At 69.3% G+C, this 23,899-nt stretch carries 23 protein-coding genes; 14 read left to right on the top strand and 9 right to left on the bottom strand.

The features are described from left to right. The first annotated feature begins 170 nt into the window (after window positions 1-170). The 6 genes from zwf (at window position 171) to ABNX08_RS32175 (ending at window position 6,565) form a co-directional block, all read left to right on the top strand. Window positions 171-1,628 (top strand): glucose-6-phosphate dehydrogenase, encoded by a 1,458-nt coding sequence (gene zwf / locus ABNX08_RS32200; RefSeq protein WP_041681878.1) that lies wholly within the window; start codon window positions 171-173, stop codon window positions 1,626-1,628. Window positions 1,629-1,674: 46 nt separating this feature from the next. Further along, the gene (pgl, locus tag ABNX08_RS32195; RefSeq protein ID WP_022539853.1) at window positions 1,675-2,355 is read left to right on the top strand and encodes a 6-phosphogluconolactonase; all 681 of its coding nucleotides are present in this window, start codon (window positions 1,675-1,677) and stop codon (window positions 2,353-2,355) included. A 28-nt stretch (window positions 2,356-2,383) separates the two neighbouring features. Further along, window positions 2,384-3,397, top strand: a complete 1,014-nt coding sequence (gene glk, locus ABNX08_RS32190) for a glucokinase (protein ID WP_022539852.1) — start codon at window positions 2,384-2,386, stop codon at window positions 3,395-3,397. Window positions 3,398-3,399: 2 nt separating this feature from the next. Beyond that, the gene (locus tag ABNX08_RS32185; RefSeq protein ID WP_022539851.1) at window positions 3,400-4,122 is read left to right on the top strand and encodes a response regulator transcription factor; all 723 of its coding nucleotides are present in this window, start codon (window positions 3,400-3,402) and stop codon (window positions 4,120-4,122) included. Continuing rightward, window positions 4,122-5,450 (top strand): HAMP domain-containing sensor histidine kinase, encoded by a 1,329-nt coding sequence (locus tag ABNX08_RS32180; RefSeq protein WP_022539850.1) that lies wholly within the window; start codon window positions 4,122-4,124, stop codon window positions 5,448-5,450. The genes ABNX08_RS32185 and ABNX08_RS32180 overlap by 1 nt, the downstream gene beginning before the upstream one ends. Before the next feature lie 659 nt (window positions 5,451-6,109). Continuing rightward, entirely contained in the window at window positions 6,110-6,565 is a 456-nt protein-coding gene (locus tag ABNX08_RS32175; RefSeq protein ID WP_041681877.1) for a YccF domain-containing protein, read from the top strand. Here the strand turns inward: ABNX08_RS32175 and ABNX08_RS32170 are convergent. From ABNX08_RS32170 to ABNX08_RS32160, 3 genes are read right to left on the bottom strand one after another with little or no spacing between them, the layout of a single operon-like run. After that, a complete protein-coding gene (locus ABNX08_RS32170) occupies window positions 6,562-7,032 on the bottom strand; it encodes a MarR family winged helix-turn-helix transcriptional regulator (protein WP_022539848.1) in 471 nt (156 codons plus the stop codon). The genes ABNX08_RS32175 and ABNX08_RS32170 overlap by 4 nt on opposite strands. 35 nt (window positions 7,033-7,067) lie before the next feature. After that, window positions 7,068-7,247 carry a hypothetical protein gene (locus ABNX08_RS32165; RefSeq protein ID WP_022539847.1) on the bottom strand — a complete coding sequence of 60 codons (180 nt, stop codon included), beginning with the start codon at window positions 7,245-7,247 and terminating at the stop codon, window positions 7,068-7,070. After that, complete coding sequence (locus tag ABNX08_RS32160; protein WP_022539846.1) at window positions 7,237-8,919, bottom strand: FAD-dependent oxidoreductase; 1,683 nt, start codon at window positions 8,917-8,919, stop codon at window positions 7,237-7,239. Before ABNX08_RS32160 ends, ABNX08_RS32165 begins: the two co-directional genes overlap by 11 nt. A gap of 196 nt (window positions 8,920-9,115) precedes the next feature. Between ABNX08_RS32160 and ABNX08_RS32155 the strand changes: the two genes are divergently transcribed. The 3 genes from ABNX08_RS32155 (at window position 9,116) to ABNX08_RS32145 (ending at window position 12,784) form a co-directional block, all read left to right on the top strand. Next, window positions 9,116-10,912: an OPT/YSL family transporter gene (locus ABNX08_RS32155; RefSeq protein WP_041682261.1), complete on the top strand. Its 1,797-nt coding sequence runs from the start codon at window positions 9,116-9,118 to the stop codon at window positions 10,910-10,912. A gap of 121 nt (window positions 10,913-11,033) precedes the next feature. Beyond that, window positions 11,034-12,191 (top strand): acyl-CoA dehydrogenase family protein, encoded by a 1,158-nt coding sequence (locus tag ABNX08_RS32150; protein WP_022539844.1) that lies wholly within the window; start codon window positions 11,034-11,036, stop codon window positions 12,189-12,191. Window positions 12,192-12,223: 32 nt separating this feature from the next. After that, a complete protein-coding gene (locus ABNX08_RS32145) occupies window positions 12,224-12,784 on the top strand; it encodes a hypothetical protein (RefSeq protein ID WP_022539843.1) in 561 nt (186 codons plus the stop codon). A 130-nt stretch (window positions 12,785-12,914) separates the two neighbouring features. On the opposite strand, the gene ABNX08_RS32140 is transcribed toward ABNX08_RS32145, so the two are convergent. After that, window positions 12,915-13,292, bottom strand: coding sequence for a hypothetical protein (locus tag ABNX08_RS32140; RefSeq protein ID WP_041681876.1), 378 nt, complete (start codon window positions 13,290-13,292; stop codon window positions 12,915-12,917). 213 nt (window positions 13,293-13,505) lie between these two features. Further along, complete coding sequence (locus ABNX08_RS32135; RefSeq protein WP_022539841.1) at window positions 13,506-16,364, bottom strand: pitrilysin family protein; 2,859 nt, start codon at window positions 16,362-16,364, stop codon at window positions 13,506-13,508. Window positions 16,365-16,551: 187 nt separating this feature from the next. Here ABNX08_RS32135 and ABNX08_RS32130 point away from each other — a divergent pair, with 187 nt between their 5' ends. The 3 genes from ABNX08_RS32130 to thpR are packed head-to-tail and all read left to right on the top strand — an operon-like array spanning window position 16,552 to window position 19,206. Beyond that, window positions 16,552-18,051, top strand: a complete 1,500-nt coding sequence (locus ABNX08_RS32130; RefSeq protein ID WP_022539840.1) for an AlkA N-terminal domain-containing protein — start codon at window positions 16,552-16,554, stop codon at window positions 18,049-18,051. Beyond that, entirely contained in the window at window positions 18,048-18,608 is a 561-nt protein-coding gene (locus ABNX08_RS32125) for a methylated-DNA--[protein]-cysteine S-methyltransferase (RefSeq protein WP_022539839.1), read from the top strand. Before ABNX08_RS32130 ends, ABNX08_RS32125 begins: the two co-directional genes overlap by 4 nt. 28 nt (window positions 18,609-18,636) lie before the next feature. Next, a complete protein-coding gene (thpR, locus tag ABNX08_RS32120) occupies window positions 18,637-19,206 on the top strand; it encodes an RNA 2',3'-cyclic phosphodiesterase (protein WP_022539838.1) in 570 nt (189 codons plus the stop codon). Here thpR and ABNX08_RS32115 read toward each other — a convergent pair. After that, window positions 19,190-19,813 carry a LysE family transporter gene (locus ABNX08_RS32115; protein WP_022539837.1) on the bottom strand — a complete coding sequence of 208 codons (624 nt, stop codon included), beginning with the start codon at window positions 19,811-19,813 and terminating at the stop codon, window positions 19,190-19,192. The genes thpR and ABNX08_RS32115 overlap by 17 nt on opposite strands. A 132-nt stretch (window positions 19,814-19,945) precedes the next feature. Between ABNX08_RS32115 and ABNX08_RS32110 the strand changes: the two genes are divergently transcribed. Both ABNX08_RS32110 and ABNX08_RS32105 read left to right on the top strand, forming a co-directional pair. Continuing rightward, window positions 19,946-20,833, top strand: coding sequence for a LysR family transcriptional regulator (locus ABNX08_RS32110; protein ID WP_022539836.1), 888 nt, complete (start codon window positions 19,946-19,948; stop codon window positions 20,831-20,833). Between the two features lie 188 nt (window positions 20,834-21,021). Further along, complete coding sequence (locus ABNX08_RS32105; protein WP_022539835.1) at window positions 21,022-21,813, top strand: flagellar brake protein; 792 nt, start codon at window positions 21,022-21,024, stop codon at window positions 21,811-21,813. A gap of 76 nt (window positions 21,814-21,889) precedes the next feature. On the opposite strand, the gene ABNX08_RS32100 is transcribed toward ABNX08_RS32105, so the two are convergent. The 3 genes from ABNX08_RS32100 to ABNX08_RS32090 form a co-directional block, all read right to left on the bottom strand. Continuing rightward, window positions 21,890-22,738 carry an IclR family transcriptional regulator C-terminal domain-containing protein gene (locus ABNX08_RS32100; protein WP_022539834.1) on the bottom strand — a complete coding sequence of 283 codons (849 nt, stop codon included), beginning with the start codon at window positions 22,736-22,738 and terminating at the stop codon, window positions 21,890-21,892. A 136-nt stretch (window positions 22,739-22,874) separates the two neighbouring features. Then, a complete protein-coding gene (locus tag ABNX08_RS32095; protein WP_022539833.1) occupies window positions 22,875-23,303 on the bottom strand; it encodes a DUF6691 family protein in 429 nt (142 codons plus the stop codon). Between the two features lies 1 nt (window position 23,304). After that, window positions 23,305-23,739 carry a YeeE/YedE family protein gene (locus ABNX08_RS32090; RefSeq protein WP_041681875.1) on the bottom strand — a complete coding sequence of 145 codons (435 nt, stop codon included), beginning with the start codon at window positions 23,737-23,739 and terminating at the stop codon, window positions 23,305-23,307. Window positions 23,740-23,899: the final 160 nt, after the last annotated feature.

The following is a 23,899-nucleotide window of genomic DNA, read 5'->3' as shown; positions in this document are numbered from 1 at the left end:
GGTTCTCCTGCGGGGGAGCCTTCAGCCTAGCGCACTTTGCCGCGCACTGCACGGAGTACGCAGAAATGGGTACGCTGCCTCGCCAAGCCGGGGCGACTCACGTAAACTGGCCGCAACTCGGCCTTCGGTCTCAATGGCTGCAACAATGAATCAAGGAGCTCAGCGTGAGCATGCCTGACTTCGACATGGTGCTGTTCGGCGGCACCGGCGACCTGGCGCGGCGCAAGCTGCTGCCTTCCCTGTTCGATGCGCACCACGCGGGCCTGCTGCATCCGGCCGCGCGCATCCTCGCCACCGGCAGCCAGCCGCAGTCGACCGCGGACTACCTCGCTTCGCTGGAGCAGACCGTGCGGCCCGCACTGGCGCATGCGCCGCCTGAGTCATGGGACAAGTTCTGCGCGCGCATCGTCTACGTGCAGGCCGACGCACGCGTGCCCGAGCACTTCGACGCGCTGGCGGAGCAGGTGCTGTCGCGCAAGCCCGAAGTGGTGGTGTGCTATCTCGCCACCGCGCCGCACCTGTTCGTGCCGATCTGCGAGCAGCTGGCGCGCACCGGCCTCAATACCCTGAGCGCGCCCAATGTGCGGATCGTGCTGGAAAAGCCGCTGGGCCACGACCTCGAATCGAACGAGGCGATCAACTCGGCGGTGGCCAGGTTCTTCGCCGAAGAGCAGATCTACCGCATCGACCACTACCTCGGCAAGGAATCGGTGCAGAACCTGATGGCAATCCGCTTCGGCAATGCGCTGTTCGAGCCGCTATGGCGGCGCGAGTGGGTGCAGGACGTGCAGATCACCATTGCCGAAGAACTCGGCGTGGAAACGCGCGGCGACTTCTATGACCGCACCGGCGCGCTGCGCGACATGGTGCAGAACCACCTGCTGCAGCTCTTGTGCATGGTGGCGATGGAGCCGCCTGCGAGCCTCTCCGAAGATGCCATCCGCGACGAGAAGATCAAGATCCTGAAGGCGCTCCGCCCGATCACGCCGCAAGACGTGGCCGAGAAGACCGTGCGTGGCCAGTACCGCGCCGGCGCCATCGGCGGCAAGCCGGTGCCGGGCTACGTGGAAGAAGAGGGCATCGCGCCCGACAGCCGCACCGAGACCTTTGTCGCGATCAAGGCCGAGATCGCCAACTGGCGCTGGGAAGGCGTGCCGTTCTACCTGCGCACCGGCAAGCGCATGCAGGCGCGCGTGGCCGAGATCGTGATCCATTTCCGCGACGTGCCGCACGCGATCTTTCCGCGGCCACTGACGCTGTCGCCGCAGAACCGGCTGGTGATCCAGCTGCAGCCCGAGGAAAGCATTCGCCTGTACTGCCTGGTCAAGCAGCCCGGGGACACGCTGGAGCTGACGCCGACCTCGCTCGACCTGGACTTTGCCAACTCGTTCAAGGTGCGGCGCGCCGGCGCCTACGAACGCTTGCTGCTGGACGTGATCCGCGGTCGGCTGGGTTTGTTCGTGCGCCGCGACGAGCAGGTGCAGGCATGGCGCTGGGTCGAGCCCATCATCGACACCTGGGAAGCGAGCACCGTCCCGCCCAAGCCTTATACGTCCGGCACCTGGGGCCCGGCGGCGTCGTCGGCACTGATGTCGCGCGACGGCGCGCTGTGGCACGAGGAGGCGTGAGCGATGCCACGCCGCAGCGCCCGCCTGAATTGCAAAGGAAACCATCATGCGCCTGTTTGAACATCCCACGCCAATGGACCAGGCCGAGGCGCTGGCCATCTCGATCAGCAATGCGCTGGAACTTGCCATCCGCGTGAACGGCTGGGCGGTGCTGGCGGTCTCGGGGGGGCGCTCGCCGGTGGCGATGTTCGAGCGCCTGCGCTACCGGCCGGTACGTTGGGAAGCTGTGACGGTGACGCTAGTCGACGAGCGCGTGGTGCCGCCGGACCATCCCGACAGCAACGCCGCGCTGGTGCGCGCGCACCTGCTGCGCGAAGCTGCCGGCAGCGCCGCCTTCCTGCCGCTGATCGCCGACGCGCAGGACGCCGCCGAGCCTGAACAGGCGGTGGCGCGTGCCAACCGCGCCTTCCGCCAGCCCAACGTGGTGGTGCTGGGCATGGGCGAGGACGGCCACACTGCCTCGCTGTTCCCGGATGCGCCCGAACTGGAGAGCGCGTTGAGCGATCCCACGCCGGGCTATGTGATCACCCATCCGGCGGCCGCGCCGCACGCGCGCATCACGCTGAACCTGGCCGCGCTGCTGGCGGCCGAGCGCGCGTTCCTGGCGGTCAGCGGCGCCACCAAGGCCGAGGTGCTCGAACGCGCGCTGCAGGGTCCGACGCCCGAGTTGCCGGTCAGCCTGGTGGTGTCGCGGCACCGGCACGGGTTTGATGTGTTCAAGGCCTGATCCCAACGACTGATCCGAGGTGACGCCAATGGCCGCGACTGCTTCCACACCGTCTTCCGCCGCCTTCCCGCGCCTGCTGGGCGACATCGGCGGCACCAACGTGCGCTTCGCGCTGGAAACAGCACCGATGCAGATCGGCCCCGTCACCGCGCTGAAGGTGGTCGACTTCCCGTCGCTCGAAGCGGCGCTGCGCCAGTACCTGGACGGCCTCGCCGCCTCCGGCCAGGCGGTGCCGCGCCACGCGGCGATCGGCTTGGCCAACCCGGTGACCGGGGACCAGGTGCGGCTGACCAACCACAACTGGTCGTTCTCGATCGACGGCATGCGGCGCGCGCTCGGGCTGCACACGCTGGTGGCGATCAACGACTTCACCGCGCTGGCGCTCGCTTTGCCGCACTTGCCCGCCGACGGGCTGGAACAGGTGCGCCCCGGCACGGCGGTACGCGCCGCACCGCTGGCCTTGTTGGGGCCCGGCACCGGGCTGGGCGTGTCGGGCCTGGTGCCCGCGCCGGGCGGGCAGGCCGTGCCGCTGGCGGGCGAGGGCGGGCATATCGAACTGATGCCGGACACCGACGATGAATGGGTGGCCTGGCGCGCCGCCCATCGCAACATCGGGCGCGTGTCGGCGGAGCGGCTTTTGTCGGGCAGCGGACTGTCGCAAATCCATGCCGCACTGGCCGCAGAAACGGGTACGCTTTTGCTCGCTCCGCTGCAGCCGGACCAGGTCACCGCCGGCGCTTTCGAGCGCAATGACCCGCTGTGCCAGCGCACCATGGCCGTGTTCTTCGGGCTGCTCGGCTCGGTCGCGGCCGACATTGCGCTGGTGCTGGGCGCACGTGGTGGCGTCTACCTCGGCGGCGGCATCCTGCCGCGCTTCGTGCCGGCGCTGCAGGCCTCGTCGTTTGCCGAGCGCTTTGTCGCCAAGGGGCGCATGCGCGGGTGGCTGGAAGCCGTGTCGGTCCACGTCATTACCGCACGCCATCCGGCGCTGGCTGGCCTTTCGCGCGCGCTTGACGAGCGGCTCAGCGCCGGGAACAGCTAGCCATGCGCGTATTGCTGGTGGAAGACGACGCCATGATCGGCGACAGCGTCAGAGTGGCGCTGCGCCAGGAAGGCTTTACCGTCGACTGGGTACGCGACGGCGACGCGGGACTGGCCGCGGCGACCACCGCGCAGGACGGCGAAGCGTGCTATGACCTGGTGCTGCTCGACCTCGGCCTGCCGCGGCGCTCCGGCCTCGACGTCCTGCGTACGCTGCGCACGCGCGGCGTGCCCACGCCGGTGCTGATCCTGACCGCGCGCGATGCCGTGGCTGACCGCGTGGCGGGCCTGAACGCAGGCGCCGACGACTACCTGGTCAAGCCCTTCGACCTGCAGGAACTGGCCGCGCGCATGCACGCACTGGCGCGCCGCGCGGCCGGCCGGGCCGAGCCGCTGATCGTCTATGGCGATGTCGTGCTCAACCCCGCCACGCGCGAAGCCACCCACCGCGGTGAACCGGTGCGGCTGTCGGCGCGCGAGTTCGCGCTGCTGTCCGCGCTGATGGCGCGGCCAGGCAAGGTGTGGTCGGTGCCGCAGTTGCAGGAGCGCCTGTACGGCTGGGACGATGAAGTCGGCAGCAATACCGTCGAGGTCTATATCCATGCGCTGCGCAAGAAGTTCGGTGCCGCGCTGATCCGCAATATCCGGGGCGTGGGCTATGTGGTGCCGCGCCTTGACGGCGATACAGCGGCGGACAAGCCGGCGGGCGAAGGGGACAGCCGCTGATGCGCTCCATCCAGCGAACCCTGCTGTGGTGGCTGGCCGCCGGGCTGCTCGCGGGCATCGCCATCGCCACCGCGCTGATCTACGGGCAGGCACGGCAGGAAGCCAACGCGCTGTTCGACTACCAGATGAAGCAGATGGCCGCGGCGCTGCCCAGCCAGTTCGCCAACCCCGTCGCGCCGCCGTTCCTCGGCGCACCCGGCGACCTGGCGCATGCCGACGAGGACGTCGTCATCCATATCTGGGACGGGTCGGGCCGCAGCCTGTACCTGTCGCATTCGCACGCGGCCCTGCCGCCGCGGGCCGAGCTTGGTTTTACCAACGTCACTAACGAGCAGGGCGAATGGCGCCTCTACAGCGTGCAGCTCGGGCCCGCGGTGGTGCAGATCGCGCAGCCGATGAGCGCGCGCCGCACGCTGGCCGCGCGCATGGCACTGCGCACCGTGGCGCCGCTCTTTCTGCTGCTGCCACTGCTGGGCTGGCTGGTGTGGATGGCGGTGGGGCGCGGCCTGCGCCCGCTGCGCGAAATCGCCGCCGAAGTGCGCTCGCGCGACGCCACCACGCTGGCGCCGCTGACGGTGCGCCAGATGCCGGACGAGATCGCTCCGCTGAGCGCCGCGCTGAACCAGCTGCTCGAACGCCTGTCGCACGCCATCGACACGCAGCGCGCCTTTGTTGCCGACGCCGCGCACGCGCTGCGCACGCCGCTGGCCGCGCTACAACTGCAGGCGCAACTGGTCGAGCGCGCCGACAACGGCCCGGCGCGCGACGAGGCCATCGGCAAGCTGCGCCAGGGGCTCGAACGGCTGACCCACCTGGTGACGCAGTTGCTGACGCTGGCGCGGCAGGAACCCGGCGCGGCCACGACGCCGCGAGAACCGGTGGACCTGCGCGAGCTTGCCGCCGGCGTGGTCGGGGAGATGACGCAGGCTGCGCTGGATCGCAATATCGACCTTGGGATTGATGGTGGCGAGGATCTATCGCCGGCGATCGTGCGTGGCGATGCGGATGCGTTGCGGATCCTGCTGACCAACTTGCTCGATAACGCGTTGGCTTATATCCCTTCCGGCAGCCGTATCGATGTGCGGGTGGGGCGTAGTGCCGACGGGCGCTCAGTTGAAATGGTGGTCAGCGATAACGGGCCGGGTATTCCTGCCGGGGAACGGGGGCGTGTGTTTGATCGTTTCTATCGGCTGGCAGATGCGCCGACGGGCGGCAGCGGGCTGGGGCTGGCTATCGTGGCTGAGATCGTGCAATCGCACGGGGCGCGGCTGGCGCTGGAGGATGCGGGGCCGGGGTTGAGGGTCAGGGTTTTGTTTGAAGGGGGGTGAGGGCTGGTTCGTTGTTGGTGCGTCTGGTGCTACGGTTTGCACTGGAAGTGCCCTACGTCCTGCCCTGGGGTTGGCATCTGGTCGGTGCTCGGCGGGCTTCGCTGCTGGTGACATGTTGTCGTTGTTTGAACCGCTGGGTTCCGCCCTCCTTGGCCCGGATAGCCAAGGTAGAAACCAGTTACCTATGTGCTTGAACTGTTTTGTCACCTACGTCGGTGAACCGTATCGGCCTACGCGGGCGGGAATCTGATGCGCCGCGCGCAGCGCAGCCGAAGGCGTTGACGCGATGCCCGTGTTAGAGCCGGGCCGGGCTTGCCGGAGGCAACAGCGGTCGGCGGCTTCAGTAAATGCCCCGCCCTCATAGCGTGCGAGGCGCGCAATACGGCCTTCCTCCTGCCGGTGCCAGTCACGCAGAATTGGGTACGCTTTGCTCTCGCCAGCATGTTTCTGGCTGCGCGTGCGACGGGGTTCGTAGTGCGATTACACCGACGCCATAGCCGATGGGGCCGGTTCCTGAAGGCCGCTTAACGCGCTTCCGGGGATCGCGGCAAGGTACGCAGAAACGGGTACGCTTTCGCTCCGCAACCGCCGTGTGGAGCCGCCCCCGCACCACCATTGCGTATCATGCGTGTTCCCTTCCTCACTCCCGAAAGGCTGGCATGCGCGCAATCGGCAACTTCCTCTGGTTCATCCTTGGCGGCGTGGTGATGGGCCTGGCCTGGTGGCTGGCCGGGCTGCTCTGCTTTATCTCGATCATCGGCATTCCCTGGGGCAAGGCCTGCTTCGTGATCGGCACCTTCACCTTCTTCCCGTTCGGCAAGCAGGCCATCAGCCGGCGCGAGCTGACCGGCCGGGACGATCTCGGCACCGGCGCGATGGGGCTGGTGGGCAATGTGCTGTGGTTCGTGTTTGCCGGCGTGTGGCTGGCGATCGGCCACGTGATGTCGGCGATCGCCAACTTCGTCACCATCATCGGCATCCCGTTCGCGATTCAGCATCTGAAGCTGGCCGGCATCGCGCTGGCGCCGATCGGCCAGACCGTGGTCAGCAACGAGGTGGCCGAAGCCGCGCGCCGCGATGGCGCGCGCACCCAGGTGGACAACCTGCGCCGCTAGGCGGCGCCGTCAACGGTATCTTCCTCTTCCTGCCGGCCGGCGTGCGCCACCAGCCGGTCGAGCAGGCTGCCCAGCAGTGCCTGTTCCGCTTCGCTCAGACAGCCGAAGATCTCTTCATTGCGTTTGGCGATCATCGCGATCGCCTGCCGGTACAGCGGCTTGCCCTGCGCGGTCAGCGACAGCACCACGCCGCGGCCGTCGGCTTCGCTGGTCTCCTTGCTGACCAGCCCGCGCTCCACCAGCGCCTGCGCCGAGCGGCTGGCCTGCCCCTTGGTCAGGTTGGCGCGGTGCGCCAGCTCGTTGACCGACAGCGGCGCAAACGCGCCGATCGCCGCCAGGCAGCGGCCTTCGCTCAGCAACAGGCCGCATTGCGCCAGATAGGCGGCGGCGCTGTCCTTGTCGCTGAGCTTGTTGACCTGGTGCAGGCGGTAGGTCAGGAATTGGTCGAGGCGTGGCAGTGGCTTCATGGCGTTGTCGTGTCAGGCGTCGGAATTGTAGAGCCCTACGCCTTGCTGCGCGCCTCCGCCTCGTCGATCAGCGCGAGCACCGGCGCCAACGCCTCCTGCCGGCTCATCAGGCCCAGGCACACCATCGCCAGCAGCAGCGGGGTGCGCGCTTCGCCGGTGCGGCCCATGGCTTCGCACAGGCGGGTGTAGGCGAGGTCGAGGTCTTCAGCTTGCATGGCGGGCTCCGGTTTGCATCAGGGGGGCGAGGGCGGCGCGCACGGCGTCCCATGCGGGTTCGCGCCAGCGCGCCAGCACATAGCCGTCGGGCCGGATCGCGTAGAGCGTGCCGGGTTGCGCGCCGTAGCGGGCGCAGGCCTGGCCGGCGATGTCGGCCAGCACGGCATCCCCGGGCTCGCCGATGCTTGAGACGATCACACGCGCCTGCAGCGTATCGGAATGCGCCTGCACCAGCGCGGCCAGCGGTTCGGGCAGCGTCGGCCCCTCGCCGAAATACAGCAGCGTGAACGCCTGGCCGAAGCATTGCGTCAGGTGGGCGATGCTGTCTGCGCCCGCGACACGCGCCTCCGGCGCGGGCATGCCGGGCGCCGCACCGGGACAGTCGTCGCCGAAGCCGGACGGCCCGTTCAGCGGCGAACCGTCATAGGCGATCGGCGCCGACTGCCGGGGGTTGATCAGCGAACGCACCGCGCTCTCTTGCTGCGCCAGCCGCAGCGTGGCCTCGCGCATCAGCCGGAAGGCAAAGTCGGGCGGGGCCATGAACTCTGTGCTCTTGGCGCCGTAGGCAATGTTCTGCCGCGTGGCATGCACGCGTTCGGTCGAATAGGAGTCGAGCAGGCTGTCAGGCGCCTGGCCACGCAGCACCCATGCCAGCTTCCAGGCCAGGTTGCCGGCATCGTCCAGCCCCGAATTGAGCCCGCGCACGCCGAAGATCGGCACCAGGTGCGCGGCGTCGCCGGCGAACAGTACGCGGCCGTGGCGGTAGTCCTGCAGCGTGAGGCACTTGGCGTTGTAGATCGAGATCCACAGCGGGCGCCAGGGCTCGGTCTCGCCGATCATGTCGAGGTGGCTCTGCACGCGGGGCAGCACGTTCTCGGGTTTGACTGCTTCGTCCGGGTCTTCGTCGTCGCGGATCTGGTAGTCGATGCGCCAGACGTCGTCGGGTTGGCGGTGCATCAGGATGGTCGAGCCGGGGTTGGAGGGCGGATCGAACCAGGCCAGCCGCTCCACCTCGCGCCTGGTCTTCTGCACGATATCGACGATGACGTAGCGGCCTTCGTACTGGGTGCCTTCCATGCGCAGGCCGAGTTGCTCGCGCACGGTGCTGCGGCCGCCGTCGCAGGCCACCAGCCATTGCGCGTCGACCTCTACCACGCCGTCGCCGGTGTGGATCTGCGCGACCACGCCATCGCCGTGCTGGCGCACCACCTGCACGCGCGCGCCGAAGCGCACGTCGGCCGGCGCGGTCCCGCGCAAGGCGGCGTCATGGGCGAAGGCCTCGAGGTAGTACTGCTGGATATTGACCATCGGCGCGAAGCGCTCGCCCGGCTCGCTCGGCATGCGGAAGTGCAGTACCTCGGTATCGCGGTAGTAGCTGCGCCCGCCTACCCAGGGCAGGCCGGTATCGACGGTGCGCCGGTCCGCGCCGACCCAGCCGAGGATTTCCAGGGAACGGCGCGACATGCAGATGGCGCGGCTGCCGGCACAGTAGCCCTCGTCGGCTTCCACCACCAGCGATGCGATGCCCTGACGAGCCAGCAGCGCGGCGAGCGTCAGGCCGACCGGGCCGCCTCCGGCAATCAGCACCGGTACGCGCCCGGGCCAGGGGTGGGATGGCGTTGGGGGCGGTGCCGGTGGCACGGACGCGTGGGGGGCGTTGGAGTCTGGCATGGCGGGATCCGGTGGGTCGCTGCAATGTGGTTGTGTGCGCAACTATATCGGCCAAATAGTTGCGCACGAAACTAGTGTTTACCCCCGCCCCGGGGGCCGATGCGGCCGTGCGGGCGGCGCAATGCGATACAAGTCGCACATCGGCAAGAGGTGGGCTTCGCCTATGCTTCGCAAGGAGCACAACACGCCTTTCGCCATGCCCACGCTTCCGACCGAAGCCGCGCCCCGCGCTGCCTGGCTGCCCCGTCCTGGCAGCTGGCAGTACCACGCGCTGCTTGGCGCGGCCGGCATGCTGGTGCTGGGGCCGCTGGGCGGCGTGGCGGCGGCGTACATGAATTTCTCGCTCGGTTTCTTCGTGGGCGGACAGGTGCTGGCCGGCATCCTCGGCTCGGTGGTGACGGCGGGCTACGGCGCGCCCGGGCGCCACGGCGCCAACTACATCCAGACCGCGGCGGCGTCGGTGGCGGGCATGGGCGGCATGGCGGTGGTGCTGCAGGCGATGGCGTGGCTGGGCATGGCGCAGCCGCCGCTGTGGCAGCTGGTGCTGTACATGCTGTGCATCGGCATGTACGGCGTGGGCGTGGGCATGCTGTACACGCCGCTGCTGGTGGACCGGATGCAGCTGACCTTTCCATCGGGCCTGGCGGTGGCCAATATCCTGCGCGCGCTGACCGATCCGGTGCTGCTGCGGCGCTCGGTGGCGCGGCTGGCGGGCGGCATGGCGCTGGGGCTGCTCAGCGGGCTTGGCGGCGGACGCGTGCCGTGGCTGGCGGCGCTCGACCTGTCGGCGGCGACCTTCGGCGCCGGCATGATCGTGGGGGCGCGCATCGGCATTGCCGCGCTGGTGGGCGGGCTGGTGGGCTGGGCCATGACGCCCTGGTTCATCGCCGCCGGCTGGCTGGCGCCGGGCGAGCCTTACCGCAAGGCTACCTTTCTGGTGGCGCTCGGCATGATCATGGGCGCGGCCCTGCTGGATGTATCGCTGCTGCTGGCGCAGGCGAGCCGGCAATGGCGGCTGGCGCGGGTGGGACGTGCCGGGCAGCGCCCGGCAGCGCGGCGCGGGCCGGACATGGGCTGGGTGGCGGCATGGGCGCTGCTGTGGGGTGGGGCGACGGTGGCGGCGGGCGTCGCCTGGTTCGGGCAGCCACTGGGCTTCCAGTTGATGGCGGTGCTGCTGGTGCTGGTATTCGCGCTGGTCAACGGGATCTCGGTCGGCATGGTCGACCAGAACCCGATCTCGTCCGCCTTCGTGCTGACCGTGATCCTGATGGCCGCCGCCGGGCTCCGCGCGCCGCACGTCGGCCTGATCGCGGCGACGGTACTGCTGGTGGCTACCGCCGAGGCCAGCGACATGCAGCAGGACCGCTCCACCGGCTGGCGGCTCGGCAGCGACCGCATGGTGCAGTTCGGCTACCAGGTGGCGGGCATTGTCGTGGGCGCGCTGGTGGCGGTGGCGATGGCGCGGCTGTTCATGCACGCGTACCCGGTGCTGGCGCTGGACCAGACCAGCCTGCCGGCCGACCAGCAGCCGGCGCGCTGGACCTCGGCGATGACCTACAAGATCGTGGGCGTGCTGCACGGGCTGGCGCAATCCCGTACCGACCAGCATATTGCGGTGGCGATCGGGCTGGCCATCGGGCTTGTCACCGCGGTATTGCGCAAGGCTATCCTGGGCCGCCCGGCATGGCAGCGCTTTGCACAGTCCGGCCGCCGGGGGCGGGCGGCGGATTTCCTGCTCGATGCGGTGATCCTGCCGTCGCCTTATGCGTCTTCGTTCGGCGGTTTCGTCAACCTGGCGGCAGCCGGCTGGATGGCCGCGGGCGGCGTGGTGGCAAGCGTGGCCGCTGCGATGGCAAGACCGGCAAGACGCGGCCACGGGTTGCCGCCGGATATGAGCACCACGTCGCTAGTCGGCGGTGGTTTGATCGCTGGCGATGCGCTGGCGGCACTAGCGATCGGCATTGCAGGCCTGCTATCGGTCACATGGGATTGAATTGGCGGGATTGTCAAATTGTATTGACGCTTCTGTCTAATCTTGCGTGGATTGTCAAATCACTGGGCAGGCGTACCATTGGCGGCCAGACTGACGTACTGGCTTGACCCGGAGAATCACCATGGCCCTTGACCAAGAATCCTTTGCACTGCTGCGCGCCTCGGTGCAGCGCTTCATCGATGAACGCCTGAAGCCCGCCGAGGACACGCTCGAAGAAACCGACGACGTGCCCGCCGAGATCGTCGCGGACATGAAGGAGATGGGACTGTTCGGCATCTCCATCCCCGAGAACTACGGCGGAATCGGCCTGTCGATGGCACAGGAATGCGATGTGGTCTACGACCTGGGCCATACCGCCTTTGCCTTCCGCTCGGTGTTCGGCACCAATGTCGGCATCGGCTCGCAGGGCATCCTGATGGATGGCACCGAAGAGCAGAAGCAGAACTACCTGCCGCGCATCGCCAGCGGCGACCTGATCATCTCGTTCGCGCTGACCGAGCCCAATGCCGGCTCGGATGCGGCCTCGCTGCAGACCAAGGCCGAGCTGGACGGCGACCACTACGTCATCAACGGCACCAAGCGCTTTATCACCAACGCGCCGCGCGCCGGCGCCTTCACGCTGATGGCGCGCACCGGCGGCGCGGGCGCGTCGGGCATCTCGGCCTTTATCGTGCCGGCCGACACCCCGGGCATTTCGCTGGGCAAGCCGGACAAGAAGATGGGCCAGCGCGGCACCAAGACCTGCGACGTGGTGCTCGAGAATGTGCGCGTGCCGGCGGCCAACATCATTGGCGGCGTGCCGGGCGTGGGCTTCAAGACCGCGATGAAGGTGCTCGACCGCGGCCGCCTGCACATCTCCGCGCTGGCCTGCGGCATGGCCCATCGCCTGATCACCGACGCCGTGGCGTATGCCAAGGAGCGCAAGCAGTTCGGCAAGCCCATCGGCGACTTCCAGCTGATCCAGGCGATGCTGGCCGACAGCCAGGCCGAGCTCTATGCCGGCCTGTCGATGGTGCGCGACTGCGCCCAGCGCTATGACGCCAAGCCCGCCGGCAAGAGCGACCCGGAAGTGAGCATGCTGGCCTCGTGCACCAAGATGTTCTGTACGGAGATGGTCGGCCGCGTGGCCGACCGCGCGGTGCAGATCCACGGCGGCGCCGGCTATATCGCCGAGTACAAGGCCGAACGCTTCTACCGCGACGTGCGCCTGCTGCGCCTGTACGAAGGCACCACGCAGATCCAGCAAGTGATCATCGCCAAGCAACTGCTGCGCGACTGAGAATGCAACGGCCCGGTGCCGCAGGAGTCGACATGAACGATTTGCAGATCCGCGAGCCGGCCGGCCCGCTGCTGGCAGGGCATGACGGCGGCGCGCCGCACCGGCTGCGCGCCGTGGTGGCGACCTATCGCCCGACGCTGCAGGCGTACACGCTGGCGGTGTCGCCCGCCGAGCTGATGACGCTCAGCGCCATGCCGGCGGAGCTGGCGGCGGCACGTGATCCGCGCGCGCATGCGCACCTGGCGCGCCTGCGTGGCGAAGTGCAGGCCAGCGGCATCGCGCTGCCCGGCGCCATCGTGGTCGCGGTCAGCGGCGGGCGCCTGCAGTGCGAGTGCGACCACCTGTACACGCTCGAACTGCATCCGCGCCACGGTGACCGGTTGATCGTGATGGAAGGCTACGAGCGCCTGCTGGCACTCGCGCATGGCGAGCGGCGCCAATGCAAGACGCTGGTGTCGGCGGTGCTGTGGCGCAGCGCGCTGGAGTACGCCGCGGCCACGCCGCCGGCGGATGTGAGCAGCGAGACGCTTGAGCCCGCGGTGGCGCAGTCCTGTGCGGCGCGCTGGGCCAATGCCGCGCGGGTGTGGCACTGATCGTGCCGTCAGGGGCAATGCGCGCTGTGCTGGTGCTCAGCGCGAGCTAAAAAATTACAGTTATGACGAAGCGAAGCCGCCTGCATGGCGGCTTTTCTTTTTGCGGAAGGCGGACGTGTCCGAATGCCGCCTATTGCGGCGGCCACACGCCATCGACATCGCGCAGCAGGTGGCCCGCGAGGATATAGTCTCCGAGCCGCGTAGCCTTGGCTTCGAGGTCGAGCAGTTCATGGTCCGCCAGCGTGCCGAGATCGAACTGGCAATACAGGTTGCGTTGACGGAACGTGGTCTTGGGTTTGGCCAGCCCTTCGATCAGGGCTTCGCGGGAACGGACGGCAATGCTTTCTTGCCCGCGATACTGCACCTTGATACCGCGCTTTTCTCCGAGCCTGCCGAGTTCGACGGCGTCCTGCCATCCGGTCTCGTAGTCCAGCTCAAGCGCCAGCACGTCTTCCGAGGACAGAAGCCTGAGCGCTTCTGCCTTGCTGCCAGCTCGCACGATTGACATCCACACCTCTTATATCGACTTATACTGTACGAATATACAGTCAACCCGGGGTCGCGGCAAGGGCCTTGCGCCGCAGCGGCGCCAGCAATCGCACATTGTTTCGCGCCGCACCCGGTCGGCCTTGCGCTTATCGCGCGCTTATCGCGCTTACTGCGCTTACCACGCTCGCGACACCCGCCAGTGCAGCCGAATATTGTTTCGAACGTATGTATGTCACGGGCGCGCAGCCGGTGTGGCGCCGGTGGCTTCGTTGCCCTGGTTTGCCCCTGCTGCATTGCCCGCGTTCCCGCCCGCGGCGTTGCTGGCGGCGCCGGCCTGCGCCGCCGCGCCGCTGAAGTCGCCCGCATACACGCGTGACAGCCCGCCGGGCTGCATATAGCGGCGGATGGCGGCGTTGACTGCTTCCCGGGTGGCGTTGCGCAACCGTTCTTCGAGTTCGGCGGTGAAGGCCATGGTGCGGCCCAGGTAGAGCTGGTTGGCCAGCGTGCCGGCCAGCGCCGCATCGCTGCTGCGGCTGACCATGCCTTGCTGCAGCAGGCCGCTGACGGCTTCGGCCAGTTCCTGCCCCGTGATGCCGTCGCGTACGAAGTGCTCCAGTTCTTCCGTCACTGCGCGCTGCACGCGCGGCAGGTTTTGCGGCGCGTACTGCGCTTGCAAGCCGAAGCGCCCCGCGCGGTCGAGCGCGCCCACCTGCACCCAGCTGCTCGCGCCATAGCTCAGCCCTTCCTGCTGGCGCAGCCGGTCGGCCAGCCGGCCGCGCAGGCTGGCGCCGCCGAGCACGCGGTTGGCGATCATCATCAGCACATAGTCCGGCGAGTCGTTGGTCAGGTCGATCGGCGTGGAAGCGAGATACACGGCGTTGGCCTTGCCAGGCGAGGACAGGGTGAACTCGGCCGGCGTGATCGGCACGAAGGGGCGGTCCACCCGCGCATAGGGCTGCGGTGCTGTCCAGTCGCCGAACAGCTGCGCGGCCTGCGTCGCGGCGGCCTGTGCATCGAAGTCGCCCACCAGGCTCAGCTGTGCGTTGCCGGCCCCGTAGAAGCGCGCGTGGAAGTCGCGCACCTGCGCCAGCGTGGCGGCCTGCAGGTCGGCGATGCTCTCGGCAAAGGTGCGGGTGTGGCGCGGGTCGCCTGAGGGATAGGGGTCGCCGTGGCGGCCCAGCGCGTTGGACGCCATCACGCCCGGCTGGCGCTGGGTGCTCTCGATCTCGGCGACGCTGGTCTTGCGCAGCGTCTCGAACTCCGCTTCGGGGAAGGTCGGTGCGCGCAGGATATCGCGCAGCAGCGCCAGCACTTCGGGCAGTTGCGCGCGGCGCGTCTCGAAGCTGACCGTCACGCGTTCGGAGCCGCCGAAGATGCCGACGCGCGCGCGCAGTGCCTCGATACGGTCTGAAATCTGCTGGCGGTCCATGCCGGCCGCGCCACGCCGGAGCATCGATGCCGTCAGCGCACCGACCGTAGTCAGCCCTTGCAGGCTCTGCACGTCGCCCATGCGCAGCACCAGCACGCCGTGCACCACGTCGCCGCGCGCGGGCTTGGGCAGCAGTGCGAGCTGCATGCCATTTGCGAGCGTCTGGCGCGTGGTGAGGGCCTCGATATTGGCGGGGCTGGGGTCGAACGGCGCTACCGCGGCCGGTGCCGGCCTGCCCTGGTAGTTGCTGACCATCGCCGCGACGTCCGGCGCCGCCGGCACCTGCGTGCGCTTCGGCTGCTCGGCGGGCACGAACAGGCCAACGGTGCGGTTCGAGGCCTGCAGGTAGTTCAGCGCCACGCGCTGCACGTCGGCCAGCGTGGTGGTCTCGATGCGGTCGCGCGCGACGAAGAACAGGCGCCAGTCGCCCTTGGCGATGGCCTCGGACAGCGCCACGCCGAGTGCGCCGGGATCGTTCATGTAGTGCTCGTACGCGTTGCGCATGCGCACGCGCGCGCGTTCCAGCTCGGCCTCGGTCACGGGCGCCTCGGCAAAGCCCTCGACCTGCGTGATCAGCCCGGCGCGCGCTGCCGCGAGCGGCTGGTCTTTGGACGTCTCGGCCATGAGCAGCAGTGCGCCCGGGTCCTTCATCGCATAGAGCGCGGTGCCGACCGACACGGCCTGGCCGCGCTCCACCAGCGCCTTGTACAGCCGCCCGCCCGGCGTGTCGCCGAGGATGATGGTCAGCAGCGAGAGCGCCGTGCTGTCCGGATGCGCACCCGGGCTGACGTGGTATTGCGCGGCGACCAGGCTGTTGTCGCCGGGCCGCATCACCACCAGCTCGCGCGCGCCTTCCTGCGCGGGCTCGACCGTATGCTCGGGCGGCAGCACGCGCGTCGGGCGCGGGATCGGCCCGAAGTAGCGCTCGATGCGAGTCAGCGTGGCGGCGGGATCGAACTTGCCGGCCACCACCAGCACCGCATTGTCGGGCTGGTAGTAGCGGCGGTAGAAGGCGCGCAGGCTGTCGATGCTGACGTGCTCGACATCGCTGCGCGCGCCGATCGGGGCCTTGCCGTAGTTGTGCCAGCGGTAGGCGGCGGCCATGGTCTGCTGCGTCAGCATGCGCCCCGGGCTGTTCTCGCCCATTTCCATCTCGTTGCGCACCACGGTCATCTCGCTGTCCAGGTCGGCGCGCGAGATCACGCTGTTGACCATGCGGTCGGCCTCCGTGCGTAGTGCCCAGTCGAGGTTGTCGTCGTTGGCGCTGAAGGTGCCGAAGTAGTTGGTACGGTCCTGCGCGGTGGTGCCGTTCACGCTCATGCCGCGGCGCGCGAACTCGGTCGGGATGGTCTTGCCTGGCAGCGACGGCGTGCCCTTGAACAACAGGTGCTCGAGCAGGTGGGCCATGCCGGTCTCGCCATAGTTCTCGTGGCGGCTGCCGACCAGGTAGGTGATGTTGACCGTGGTGGTGGCCTTGGCCGCGTCCGGCGCCAGCAGGATGCGCAGCCCGTTGGGCAGGCGGTATTCGGTGATGCCTTCGACCGATGCGACCTGCTGTGCTCGCGCCGCCGCGGTGGCGGCCGGCGTCTGCACAGGCTGCGCCAGCGCGGGCACGCTGGCCAGCGCGGCGATCACGGACAAGTGCAGGGCAAAACGGCGCATGGCGTCTCCGGTAGAGCCGTAGGCCGGGGCCGCAAGGGAAGTCGGCGGGCCGGCGCGGGCATTGGCGTGAAGTGCAATTCTAGCCGCTGCCTATGCCTCCAACTGTGCCGCAGCCCACGCCCGCATGCCAGAGGGAAATGTCCGAATCCAGCGGGTACGCGCGCGCCTGAAGCGGTAGCATGCCATCATGAACCTCGATCCCGATACCTGCTACAAGGCCGTGGCGTCGCATGACCGCCGCTTCGACGGGCGTTTCTTCGTGGGCGTGTCGTCAACTGGCGTGTACTGCCGGCCGGTGTGCGCCGTACGTACCCCCAAGCGCGAGAACTGCAGCTTCTATGAAAGCGCCGCGGCGGCCGAGAAGCACGGCTTCCGCCCCTGCCTGCGCTGCCGTCCGGAGCTGGCGCCCGGGCACGGGCTGGCGGATATCTCGGGCCGGCTGGCGCAGGCCGCGGCCACGCTGATCGACGAAGGCTTCATGGCCGAAGGCAGCGTGGCCGCGCTGGCCGCGCGCATCGGCGTCACCGAGCGTCACCTGCGGCGCCTGTTCGATGCGCAGTTCGGCGTGTCGGTGCTGGAGTACGCGCAGACACAGCGCCTGCTGCTGGCCAAGCGGCTGCTGGCCGATACCGCGCTGCCGGTGACGGAGGTGGCGCTGGCGGCGGGCTTCGGCAGCGTGCGCCGTTTCAACGATGTGCTGAAGACGCGCTATGGGCTGACCCCGGTGGCACTGCGCCGCCGCGCCGCCGAAGGCGTCGCCGACCGGCTGGTGTTCGAGCTGGGCTACCGGCCGCCACTGGCGTGGGACGCATGGCTGGGCTTCCTGGCCACGCGTGCGGTCGATGGCATCGAACAGGTCCGTGACGGCGCCTACGCGCGCACGCTGCAGGTGGAGGCCGGCGGCAGCACGCATGTCGGCTGGGTGCGCATCGAGCATGTGACGCGCCGGCTGGTGCTGCGCGTGACGCTGTCGGCGTCGCTGGCGCGCGTGATTCCGCAGGCGCTGGGCAAGGTGCGCCGGCTGTGCGACCTGGGCTGCCGCCCCGATGTGGTCGACCGCCACCTGGGCGAGCTGGCGCAGGCGGTGCCGGGCATGCGGCTGCCGGGCAGCGTCGACGGTTTCGAGATCGCGGTGCGCGCGGTGGTGGGGCAGGTGATCTCGGTGGTCCACGCGCGGCGCATCCTGGGCGCGCTCGCCGCGCGCGCCGGGCAGGCGCTGCCGGACACCGCACCGGCGGGACTGCGCTTTGCATTTCCCACGGCCGCGGCCCTTGCCGCGCTGTCGCCGCAGACGCTGCGCGACGCCGGCGTGCCGGCCGGCAAGGCGCGCACGCTGCAGGCGCTGGCGCAGCGCGTGGCAGACGGCACGCTGGCGCTCGATGCCCACGCGCCGCCGGAGCAGACCGTGGCCGCGCTGCGCGCCATCGACGGCATCGGCGACTGGACCGCGCAGTATGTCGCGATGCGCGCGCTGGGCTGGCCGGATGCGTTCCCGGGCACCGACTACGCGCTGCGCAAGGTGCTGGGCGTCAGCACCGTGCGCGCGATGCACGAACGCACCGCGCAATGGGCGCCATGGCGCGCGTACGCGGCCATTCACCTGTGGCATCGCTATGAGGCGCTGAAGGACAACGCGGCCGCGCAGCCGGAAGACGCCGCAGCGACCGAACCGGAGACCATCCCATGACCAGCTATCGCCATATCGACAGCCCCCTGGGCACCATATTGCTTCGCGCCGAAGGCACATACCTGACCGGTGTCTACTTTGCAGGGCAGAAATACCATCCCAAGGGCATCGCCGACAGCCGCGAGGTGCCGCCCACCGAAGCCGCAGTGCTCGACCGCGCGGCGCTTGAACTGGCGGAGTACTTCGCCGGCCGCCGCGACAGCTTTACCGTGCCGGTACGCATCACCGGCAGCGCCTTCCAACAACGCGTATGGCAAGCGCTGCAGGCGATCCCGTGCGGCGCGACTGCGTCGTATGGCGAACTCGCGCGCATGCTGGGGCTGCCGCCGACGCATGCGCGCGCCGTCGGCGGCGCGGTGGGGCGCAATCCGCTGTCGGTGATCGTGCCCTGCCACCGCGTGCTGGGCAGCGCCGGCGCGCTGACCGGCTATGCCGGCGGCGTTGAGCGCAAGCGCGCCTTGCTGCAACGCGAAGGCCTCGGCGCCGCGCAGCAGCTGCCGGTGATGCGCGCGGCGGCGGCGCTCGTGCCGGCTGACTTCGCGCTGGTCCCGGACTGAGCGCGCAGCCATCCGTCGAGCGCTCGCCATGCCGCGTCTGTTCATCGCCGTGGAAGTCCCGCCCGCACGGGCGGCACGGCTGCTGTCGACCCTGCCGGCGGCCAGCGGCATCCGGCCGGTCCCGGCGGCGCAGGTCCACCTGACCTTGCACTTCCTGGGCGAGTCCGAAACGCTTGCCGGGCCTGTCGAAGCCGCACTCGACCGGATTCGCGCGCCCGAGTTCTCCCTGCAGGCACTCGGTACCGGGCGTTTTCGCAGCGGCCAGGGTGCGGTGCTCTGGGCCGGCCTCGCGCCCGGGCCAGGCCTGGACGCACTGCGCGCGCTCCACGCATCGGTCGGGCAAGCGCTGGCCGATGGCACGGGCATCGTGCCGGAGCGCAGGCGCTTCCATCCGCACCTGACGCTGGCCCGGTGCCGGCCATCGGTGCCGGAAAGCGTGCTGCGCGGCTGGCTCGATACGCAGCGCGTGCTGGCGAGCGAGCCGTGGGCCGTGCAGCGCGTGGTGCTGTTCGAAAGCCGGCTCAGCCCGCAGGGCCCCCAGCACCTGGTGCAAGCAGCGTGGCCGCTGATGCCGGCAGCCCCTACGCCAGGTTGCTGAACCCCAGCGCCACCCCCAGCCCGCAGAGCGCCGAGCCGATGGTGCGGTCCAGCAGCCGCTGGCGCTGCAGCATCGCCGCGCGCAGCGCCGGCGCGGTGAACACGCACGCCACCAGGCTGAACCAGGCCAGGTGGGCCACCGACATGAAGGCGCCATAGCCGAACTGCACCGGCACTGGCGTGTGCGCATCGACCACCTGCGTGTAGGTGCTGACCACGAACAGCGTGGTTTTCGGGTTCAGCGCATTGGTCAGGAAGCCCATGCGCAGCGCGGCCAGTGGCTGCAGCGCTCGCGCGCCCTGCAGGTCCACCGCCAGCGCCTGCCGCTTGCGCAGCGTCTGGATGCCGATCCACACCAGGTACGCCGCGCCCAGCGCCTTCACCGCCGTCAGCACGCTGTGCGCGTGCGCCATCAGCACCGCCACTCCGAACATCGTATAGAGCACATGCACTTGTACGCCGAGTGCGATGCCCAGGGCGCTCAGCAGGCCCGCGCGCCGGCCGTACAGGTAGCTGTTGCGGGTGACCATGGCGAAGTCCGGGCCGGGACTGACGACGGCGAGCACGGTCACGGCGGCGACCGCCAGCAATTCAGCGATTGGGATCATTTTCTGTCAGGTTTAGTTGCAGTTATCTACAGATCGGCACATCGGCCGATCCAAGCGTACCCAATTCTGCGTAACGATCCACGCCACCACAACCGATATATACTCGCGCAAATTCGTGAGAAAAACTGACCGATGCACTGGCTGGGCTGGATCCGATTCTTCGAGGCCGCGGCGCGCCACGAGAGCTTTGTCCGCGCCGCGCAGGAGTTGCACCTGACCCATGGCGCGGTCAGCCGGCAGATCCGGCAACTGGAAGAGACACTGGGCGTGGCGCTGTTCGAGCGGCGCAACCGCGGCGTCTTCCTGACCGAGGCCGGGCGCACGCTGTTTGCCGCCGCCACGCAGTCCATGGAGGTGCTGGCCGGCGCCGCCGCGCGCATCCGCACGCAGCCGCCGGGGCGCGCGCTGGTGTTGTCGTGCGAGCCGACCGTCGCCATGCGCTGGCTGATCCCGCGGCTGCCGCGCTTTGCCGCGCGCCACCCGGATATCCCGCTGCACCTGATGGCCGCCGGCGGGCCGATCGACTTCGCGCGCAGCGGCGCGGACCTGGCGTTGCGGCGCGATGACTTTGCTTTCGATACGCGCTGGCATGCGCGCGAGGTGGCGCAGGAACGGGTGGGGCCCGTGTGCCGGCCGGGATCCGGTTCCCCGGTCGTGCCGGTGCGGCTGCATACGCGCACGCGGCCCGACGCGTGGCAGCGCTGGCGGGGCGCCAGCGGGGATGCCGCGGCCTCGCTGCAGCTGGATGGCGACGCCTGGTACGAGCACTTCTACCTGAGCCTGCAGGCCGCCGCTGCAGGACTGGGCTGGGCCATGGCCTCGCAGCTGATGGCGGCCGACGAGGTTGCCGATGGCCGGCTGGCGGCGCCGTTCGGCTTCGTTGCCGACGGATCGGCGTACCATTTATTATCGCCAGCGCCGTTCGAGCTCGACACGCGCCGGCTGGTGCTGCTGGCCTGGCTGCGCGAAGAGGCGCAGGCAACGCTTGGTGCCCCTTCACCAGCGCCGCCGCACGCCTGAAAGCGGCGCCTGCGCTACCCCCCGTAAGTCTGTGCTCAAGTTCTGCCACAGATTTGCCGAAGGTGTCGCCATGAGCCTTGCCGGACGCAGGGGCGCGCACTTAACATGCGGCGCGCGGACGGCAGGCCGACCTTGCTGCCGCGCTCCCGCCCCGGCGGCTTCCCGCCATTCCAGACGTTGCTTGAACCATGACCCTGCACGATGCCTCCGGGCCCTCCGATGCCAATGCCGGATCCGGCGCTGAACCCGGTGCCGAATCCGATCTTGAGGCCGTTGCGCCGCCCGATGAGCGTTACCGGCTGACGCACAACTCGCAGATCGGCACCGTGCTGCGCGACCTGTCGTGGCAGAAGTGCATGCTGAGCGTGCGCACGCGCACCGGGCACCAGTTCGTCACGTCGATCCTGCAGGTCGATCCGGTCGATCGCACCTTTGTCTTCGACTGGTGCAATGCGGATGCCGAACGGCAGTCGCTGATGACCTCGGAAGAGAACGCTTTCTCGGGGTTGCTGCGCGGCGTGCCGGTCAACTTCGTGGTGGGCCAGCCGGCTGCCACGCGCTTTGAGCAGGGGCCGGCCTTTGTCGTCAGCTTCCCGGAGAAGCTCTACCACTTCCAGCGCCGGCGGCATTTCCGTGCGCGCACGCTGGTGACCAAGGGCTACCGCTGCGAGATCCGCAAGGCGGACAACACCGCGCTGTGCCTGGACATTGCCGATCTGTCGCTGTCAGGTGTGGGACTGCGTTCGAAGACGGTCACGGACGAGCAGTTGCCGGTGGGCACCACCGTCGGCACGTGCCGGCTGGACTTCCGCGAACTGGGCAAGCTCGAGCTGGACCTGCAGGTGGTCGGCCACTGGCTGGTGGGCCACGACGACAACGCCATCCACCATTTCGGCTGCGCCTTCGTCAATCCGGACGGGCGCATGGAGAACTTCCTGCAGCGGCTGGTGTTCTCGCTGGAACTCGCGCACCGCGGCTGAGCCGGCGGGAGCGGCCCGCTCGCGCGGGCCGACGCGCGCGACGCAGCTCGCTATCGCAAGAAAGGTAGGAAAGGGATCAGGAGCCGACCATCCGGCCGATCGCCGCGGCGGCTTCGCGCATCGGCGGCAGCAGCCGCGTAATCATCTCCGCCTCCGACACGCGTGCGGCGCGCACGCTCACGCTCAGCCCTGCCAGCACGATGCCCGAGGCCGAGCGCACCGGCACGGCCATCGCACGTAGGCCCGGCTCCAGCTCTTCGTCGACGATCACGTAGTCCACCTCGCGCGCGCGCTCGAAGCACGCTTCCAGCTCCTGGCGCGAGACCTTGGTCTGCAGCGTGCGCGGGCGCAGTTCGGCATGCTCGAAGAAGCCGTCCAGCACCGTGGCGGGCTGGTGCGCCAGCAGCAGCCGGCCGTTTGAGGTGCAGTAGGCGGGCAGGCGGCTGCCCATGCCGAGTGAGTAGTTGAGGACCCGCTGCACTTCGGAGCGCACCAGGTACAGGATGTCGGTGCCGTCCAGGATCGCCAGCGCGCAGGTTTCATGGATGCGCGCGCTCAGGTTGTCCAGGATCGGCTGCGCCAGCGAGACCAGCGAGGTCGACGAGAAATATGCATGCCCGAGGTGCAGCACGCGCGGGCGCAGCGCGAACTGGCCGTCCTGCTGGCTGACGTAGCCCAGCTGCTCCAGCGTATAGAGGCAACGCCGCACCGAGGCGCGCGAGAGCTGCGTGCGCTGCGCCACCTGCGAGATCGTCAGCGGGCGCTTGCGCTCCGAGAAGGCTTCCAGCACGGTCAGCCCCCGCGCCAGCGACAGCATGAAGTTGGGATCGCCGGCAAAGCTGCTCAGCAGGTCGGCCTGGGGGCGGGCAACGCGGACGGTGTCGGCCTGGGCATGGCCAAGACCGATGGGGCGGAGGACTTCCATAGGCGGGGTGGCGTCTCGGGTCGTTGTTCGATAATCGCGCAATCTTAAACCGGCTTGGCGGCGGGGGCCAGCCCCGGATGCGTTCCCGACTGGGTTTGTGCGCCGCCCGCTGCCCGCGTCGCCCCGCTGCGGTGTCTCAGCCGCGCTGGCGCTCGGCGATCTCGTAGAGCGCCATGCCCCCCAACATCGCCCCGACAAAGCCCCACGCCTTGGCATAGCCCGCCCCGAGCGCCACCAGCGCCGGGCCCGGGCAAAACCCGGCCAGCCCCCAGCCCACGCCGAAAGCGGCACTGCCCAGCACCAGCCGCAGCGTCACCGCCGAGGCGGTCGGCCAGTGCATCGGCAGGCCCAGCCAGGAGCGAGCGCGCCGGCGCGCGAGCGCAAACGCCACCACGCCGACCAGCACCGCGCCGGCCATCACAAAGGCCAGCGACGGGTCCCAGGCGCCCGCCAGGTCCAGGAAGCCCAGCACCTTGGCCGGGTTGGCCATGCCGGACACGATCAGGCCGATGCCGAACACCAGGCCGGCCAGCAGTGCAAACAGCGTCGGAAGGAGCGCGCCCATGTCAGCTACCCAGCAGGTGGCGCTGCACCAGCACCGTCAGGAAGCCGGCCGCCATGAAGGTCAGCGTGGCCACCAGTGAGCGCACTGAACCCCGCGACAAGCCGCACACGCCGTGCCCGCTGGTGCAGCCGCCCGCGTAGCGGGTGCCAATGCCGACCAGCAGGCCCGCCGCCAGCACCTGGCCCCAGCTTGCATCGATATGCGCCTGCGGCATCGCGCCAAGCGCGTTGGCCAGCCACGGTGCCAGCAGCAGCCCCGCCACGAAGGCGACGCGCCAGCGGGTGTCGCCGTGCGGCAGCATCAGCAGCCCACCGACGATGCCGCTGATGCCGGCAATGCGGCCCAGGCCCAGGATCATCAGCGCCGCGGCCAGTCCGATGACCAGCCCGCCGGCCAGCGACAGCCAGGGCGTGAAATGGGTGAAATCGATTTGCATGGGGGATGTCAGCCGGAACGGCCGCCAGCGCGGCCCGAGGCGGGGATTATAGGCGTCGTAGGGTCGCGCGCAGGGCCCGTCTTCCAAGGGCAGCCATGCGCCGCATGCGGGGCGAACGCCCATAAAAAAAGTCACCGCTGGGAAGCGGCGACCGGGGAAG

This window comes from Cupriavidus sp. DF5525 (assembly GCF_040149425.2).
GTDB lineage: Bacteria > Pseudomonadota > Gammaproteobacteria > Burkholderiales > Burkholderiaceae > Cupriavidus > Cupriavidus pickettii_A.
Note: the sequence above shows the minus strand (reverse complement) of the source record. Positions and strands in the feature narration are given on the sequence as shown.

Coding starts and splice junctions, on each gene's coding strand:
- ABNX08_RS32170 (WP_022539848.1), bottom strand. CDS start 7,032: ATGAAGCCACTGCCACGCCTCGACCAATTCCTGACCTACCGCCTGCAC.
- zwf (WP_041681878.1), top strand. CDS start 171: ATGCCTGACTTCGACATGGTGCTGTTCGGCGGCACCGGCGACCTGGCG.
- thpR (WP_022539838.1), top strand. CDS start 18,637: ATGCCGCGTCTGTTCATCGCCGTGGAAGTCCCGCCCGCACGGGCGGCA.
- ABNX08_RS32150 (WP_022539844.1), top strand. CDS start 11,034: ATGGCCCTTGACCAAGAATCCTTTGCACTGCTGCGCGCCTCGGTGCAG.
- ABNX08_RS32175 (WP_041681877.1), top strand. CDS start 6,110: ATGCGCGCAATCGGCAACTTCCTCTGGTTCATCCTTGGCGGCGTGGTG.
- ABNX08_RS32095 (WP_022539833.1), bottom strand. CDS start 23,303: ATGGGCGCGCTCCTTCCGACGCTGTTTGCACTGCTGGCCGGCCTGGTG.
- ABNX08_RS32165 (WP_022539847.1), bottom strand. CDS start 7,247: ATGCAAGCTGAAGACCTCGACCTCGCCTACACCCGCCTGTGCGAAGCC.
- ABNX08_RS32115 (WP_022539837.1), bottom strand. CDS start 19,813: ATGATCCCAATCGCTGAATTGCTGGCGGTCGCCGCCGTGACCGTGCTC.
- glk (WP_022539852.1), top strand. CDS start 2,384: ATGGCCGCGACTGCTTCCACACCGTCTTCCGCCGCCTTCCCGCGCCTG.
- ABNX08_RS32180 (WP_022539850.1), top strand. CDS start 4,122: ATGCGCTCCATCCAGCGAACCCTGCTGTGGTGGCTGGCCGCCGGGCTG.
- ABNX08_RS32160 (WP_022539846.1), bottom strand. CDS start 8,919: ATGCCAGACTCCAACGCCCCCCACGCGTCCGTGCCACCGGCACCGCCC.
- ABNX08_RS32100 (WP_022539834.1), bottom strand. CDS start 22,738: ATGGAAGTCCTCCGCCCCATCGGTCTTGGCCATGCCCAGGCCGACACC.
- ABNX08_RS32135 (WP_022539841.1), bottom strand. CDS start 16,364: ATGCGCCGTTTTGCCCTGCACTTGTCCGTGATCGCCGCGCTGGCCAGC.
- ABNX08_RS32130 (WP_022539840.1), top strand. CDS start 16,552: ATGAACCTCGATCCCGATACCTGCTACAAGGCCGTGGCGTCGCATGAC.
- pgl (WP_022539853.1), top strand. CDS start 1,675: ATGCGCCTGTTTGAACATCCCACGCCAATGGACCAGGCCGAGGCGCTG.
- ABNX08_RS32125 (WP_022539839.1), top strand. CDS start 18,048: ATGACCAGCTATCGCCATATCGACAGCCCCCTGGGCACCATATTGCTT.
- ABNX08_RS32145 (WP_022539843.1), top strand. CDS start 12,224: ATGAACGATTTGCAGATCCGCGAGCCGGCCGGCCCGCTGCTGGCAGGG.
- ABNX08_RS32105 (WP_022539835.1), top strand. CDS start 21,022: ATGACCCTGCACGATGCCTCCGGGCCCTCCGATGCCAATGCCGGATCC.
- ABNX08_RS32185 (WP_022539851.1), top strand. CDS start 3,400: ATGCGCGTATTGCTGGTGGAAGACGACGCCATGATCGGCGACAGCGTC.
- ABNX08_RS32155 (WP_041682261.1), top strand. CDS start 9,116: ATGCCCACGCTTCCGACCGAAGCCGCGCCCCGCGCTGCCTGGCTGCCC.
- ABNX08_RS32090 (WP_041681875.1), bottom strand. CDS start 23,739: ATGCAAATCGATTTCACCCATTTCACGCCCTGGCTGTCGCTGGCCGGC.
- ABNX08_RS32140 (WP_041681876.1), bottom strand. CDS start 13,292: ATGTCAATCGTGCGAGCTGGCAGCAAGGCAGAAGCGCTCAGGCTTCTG.
- ABNX08_RS32110 (WP_022539836.1), top strand. CDS start 19,946: ATGCACTGGCTGGGCTGGATCCGATTCTTCGAGGCCGCGGCGCGCCAC.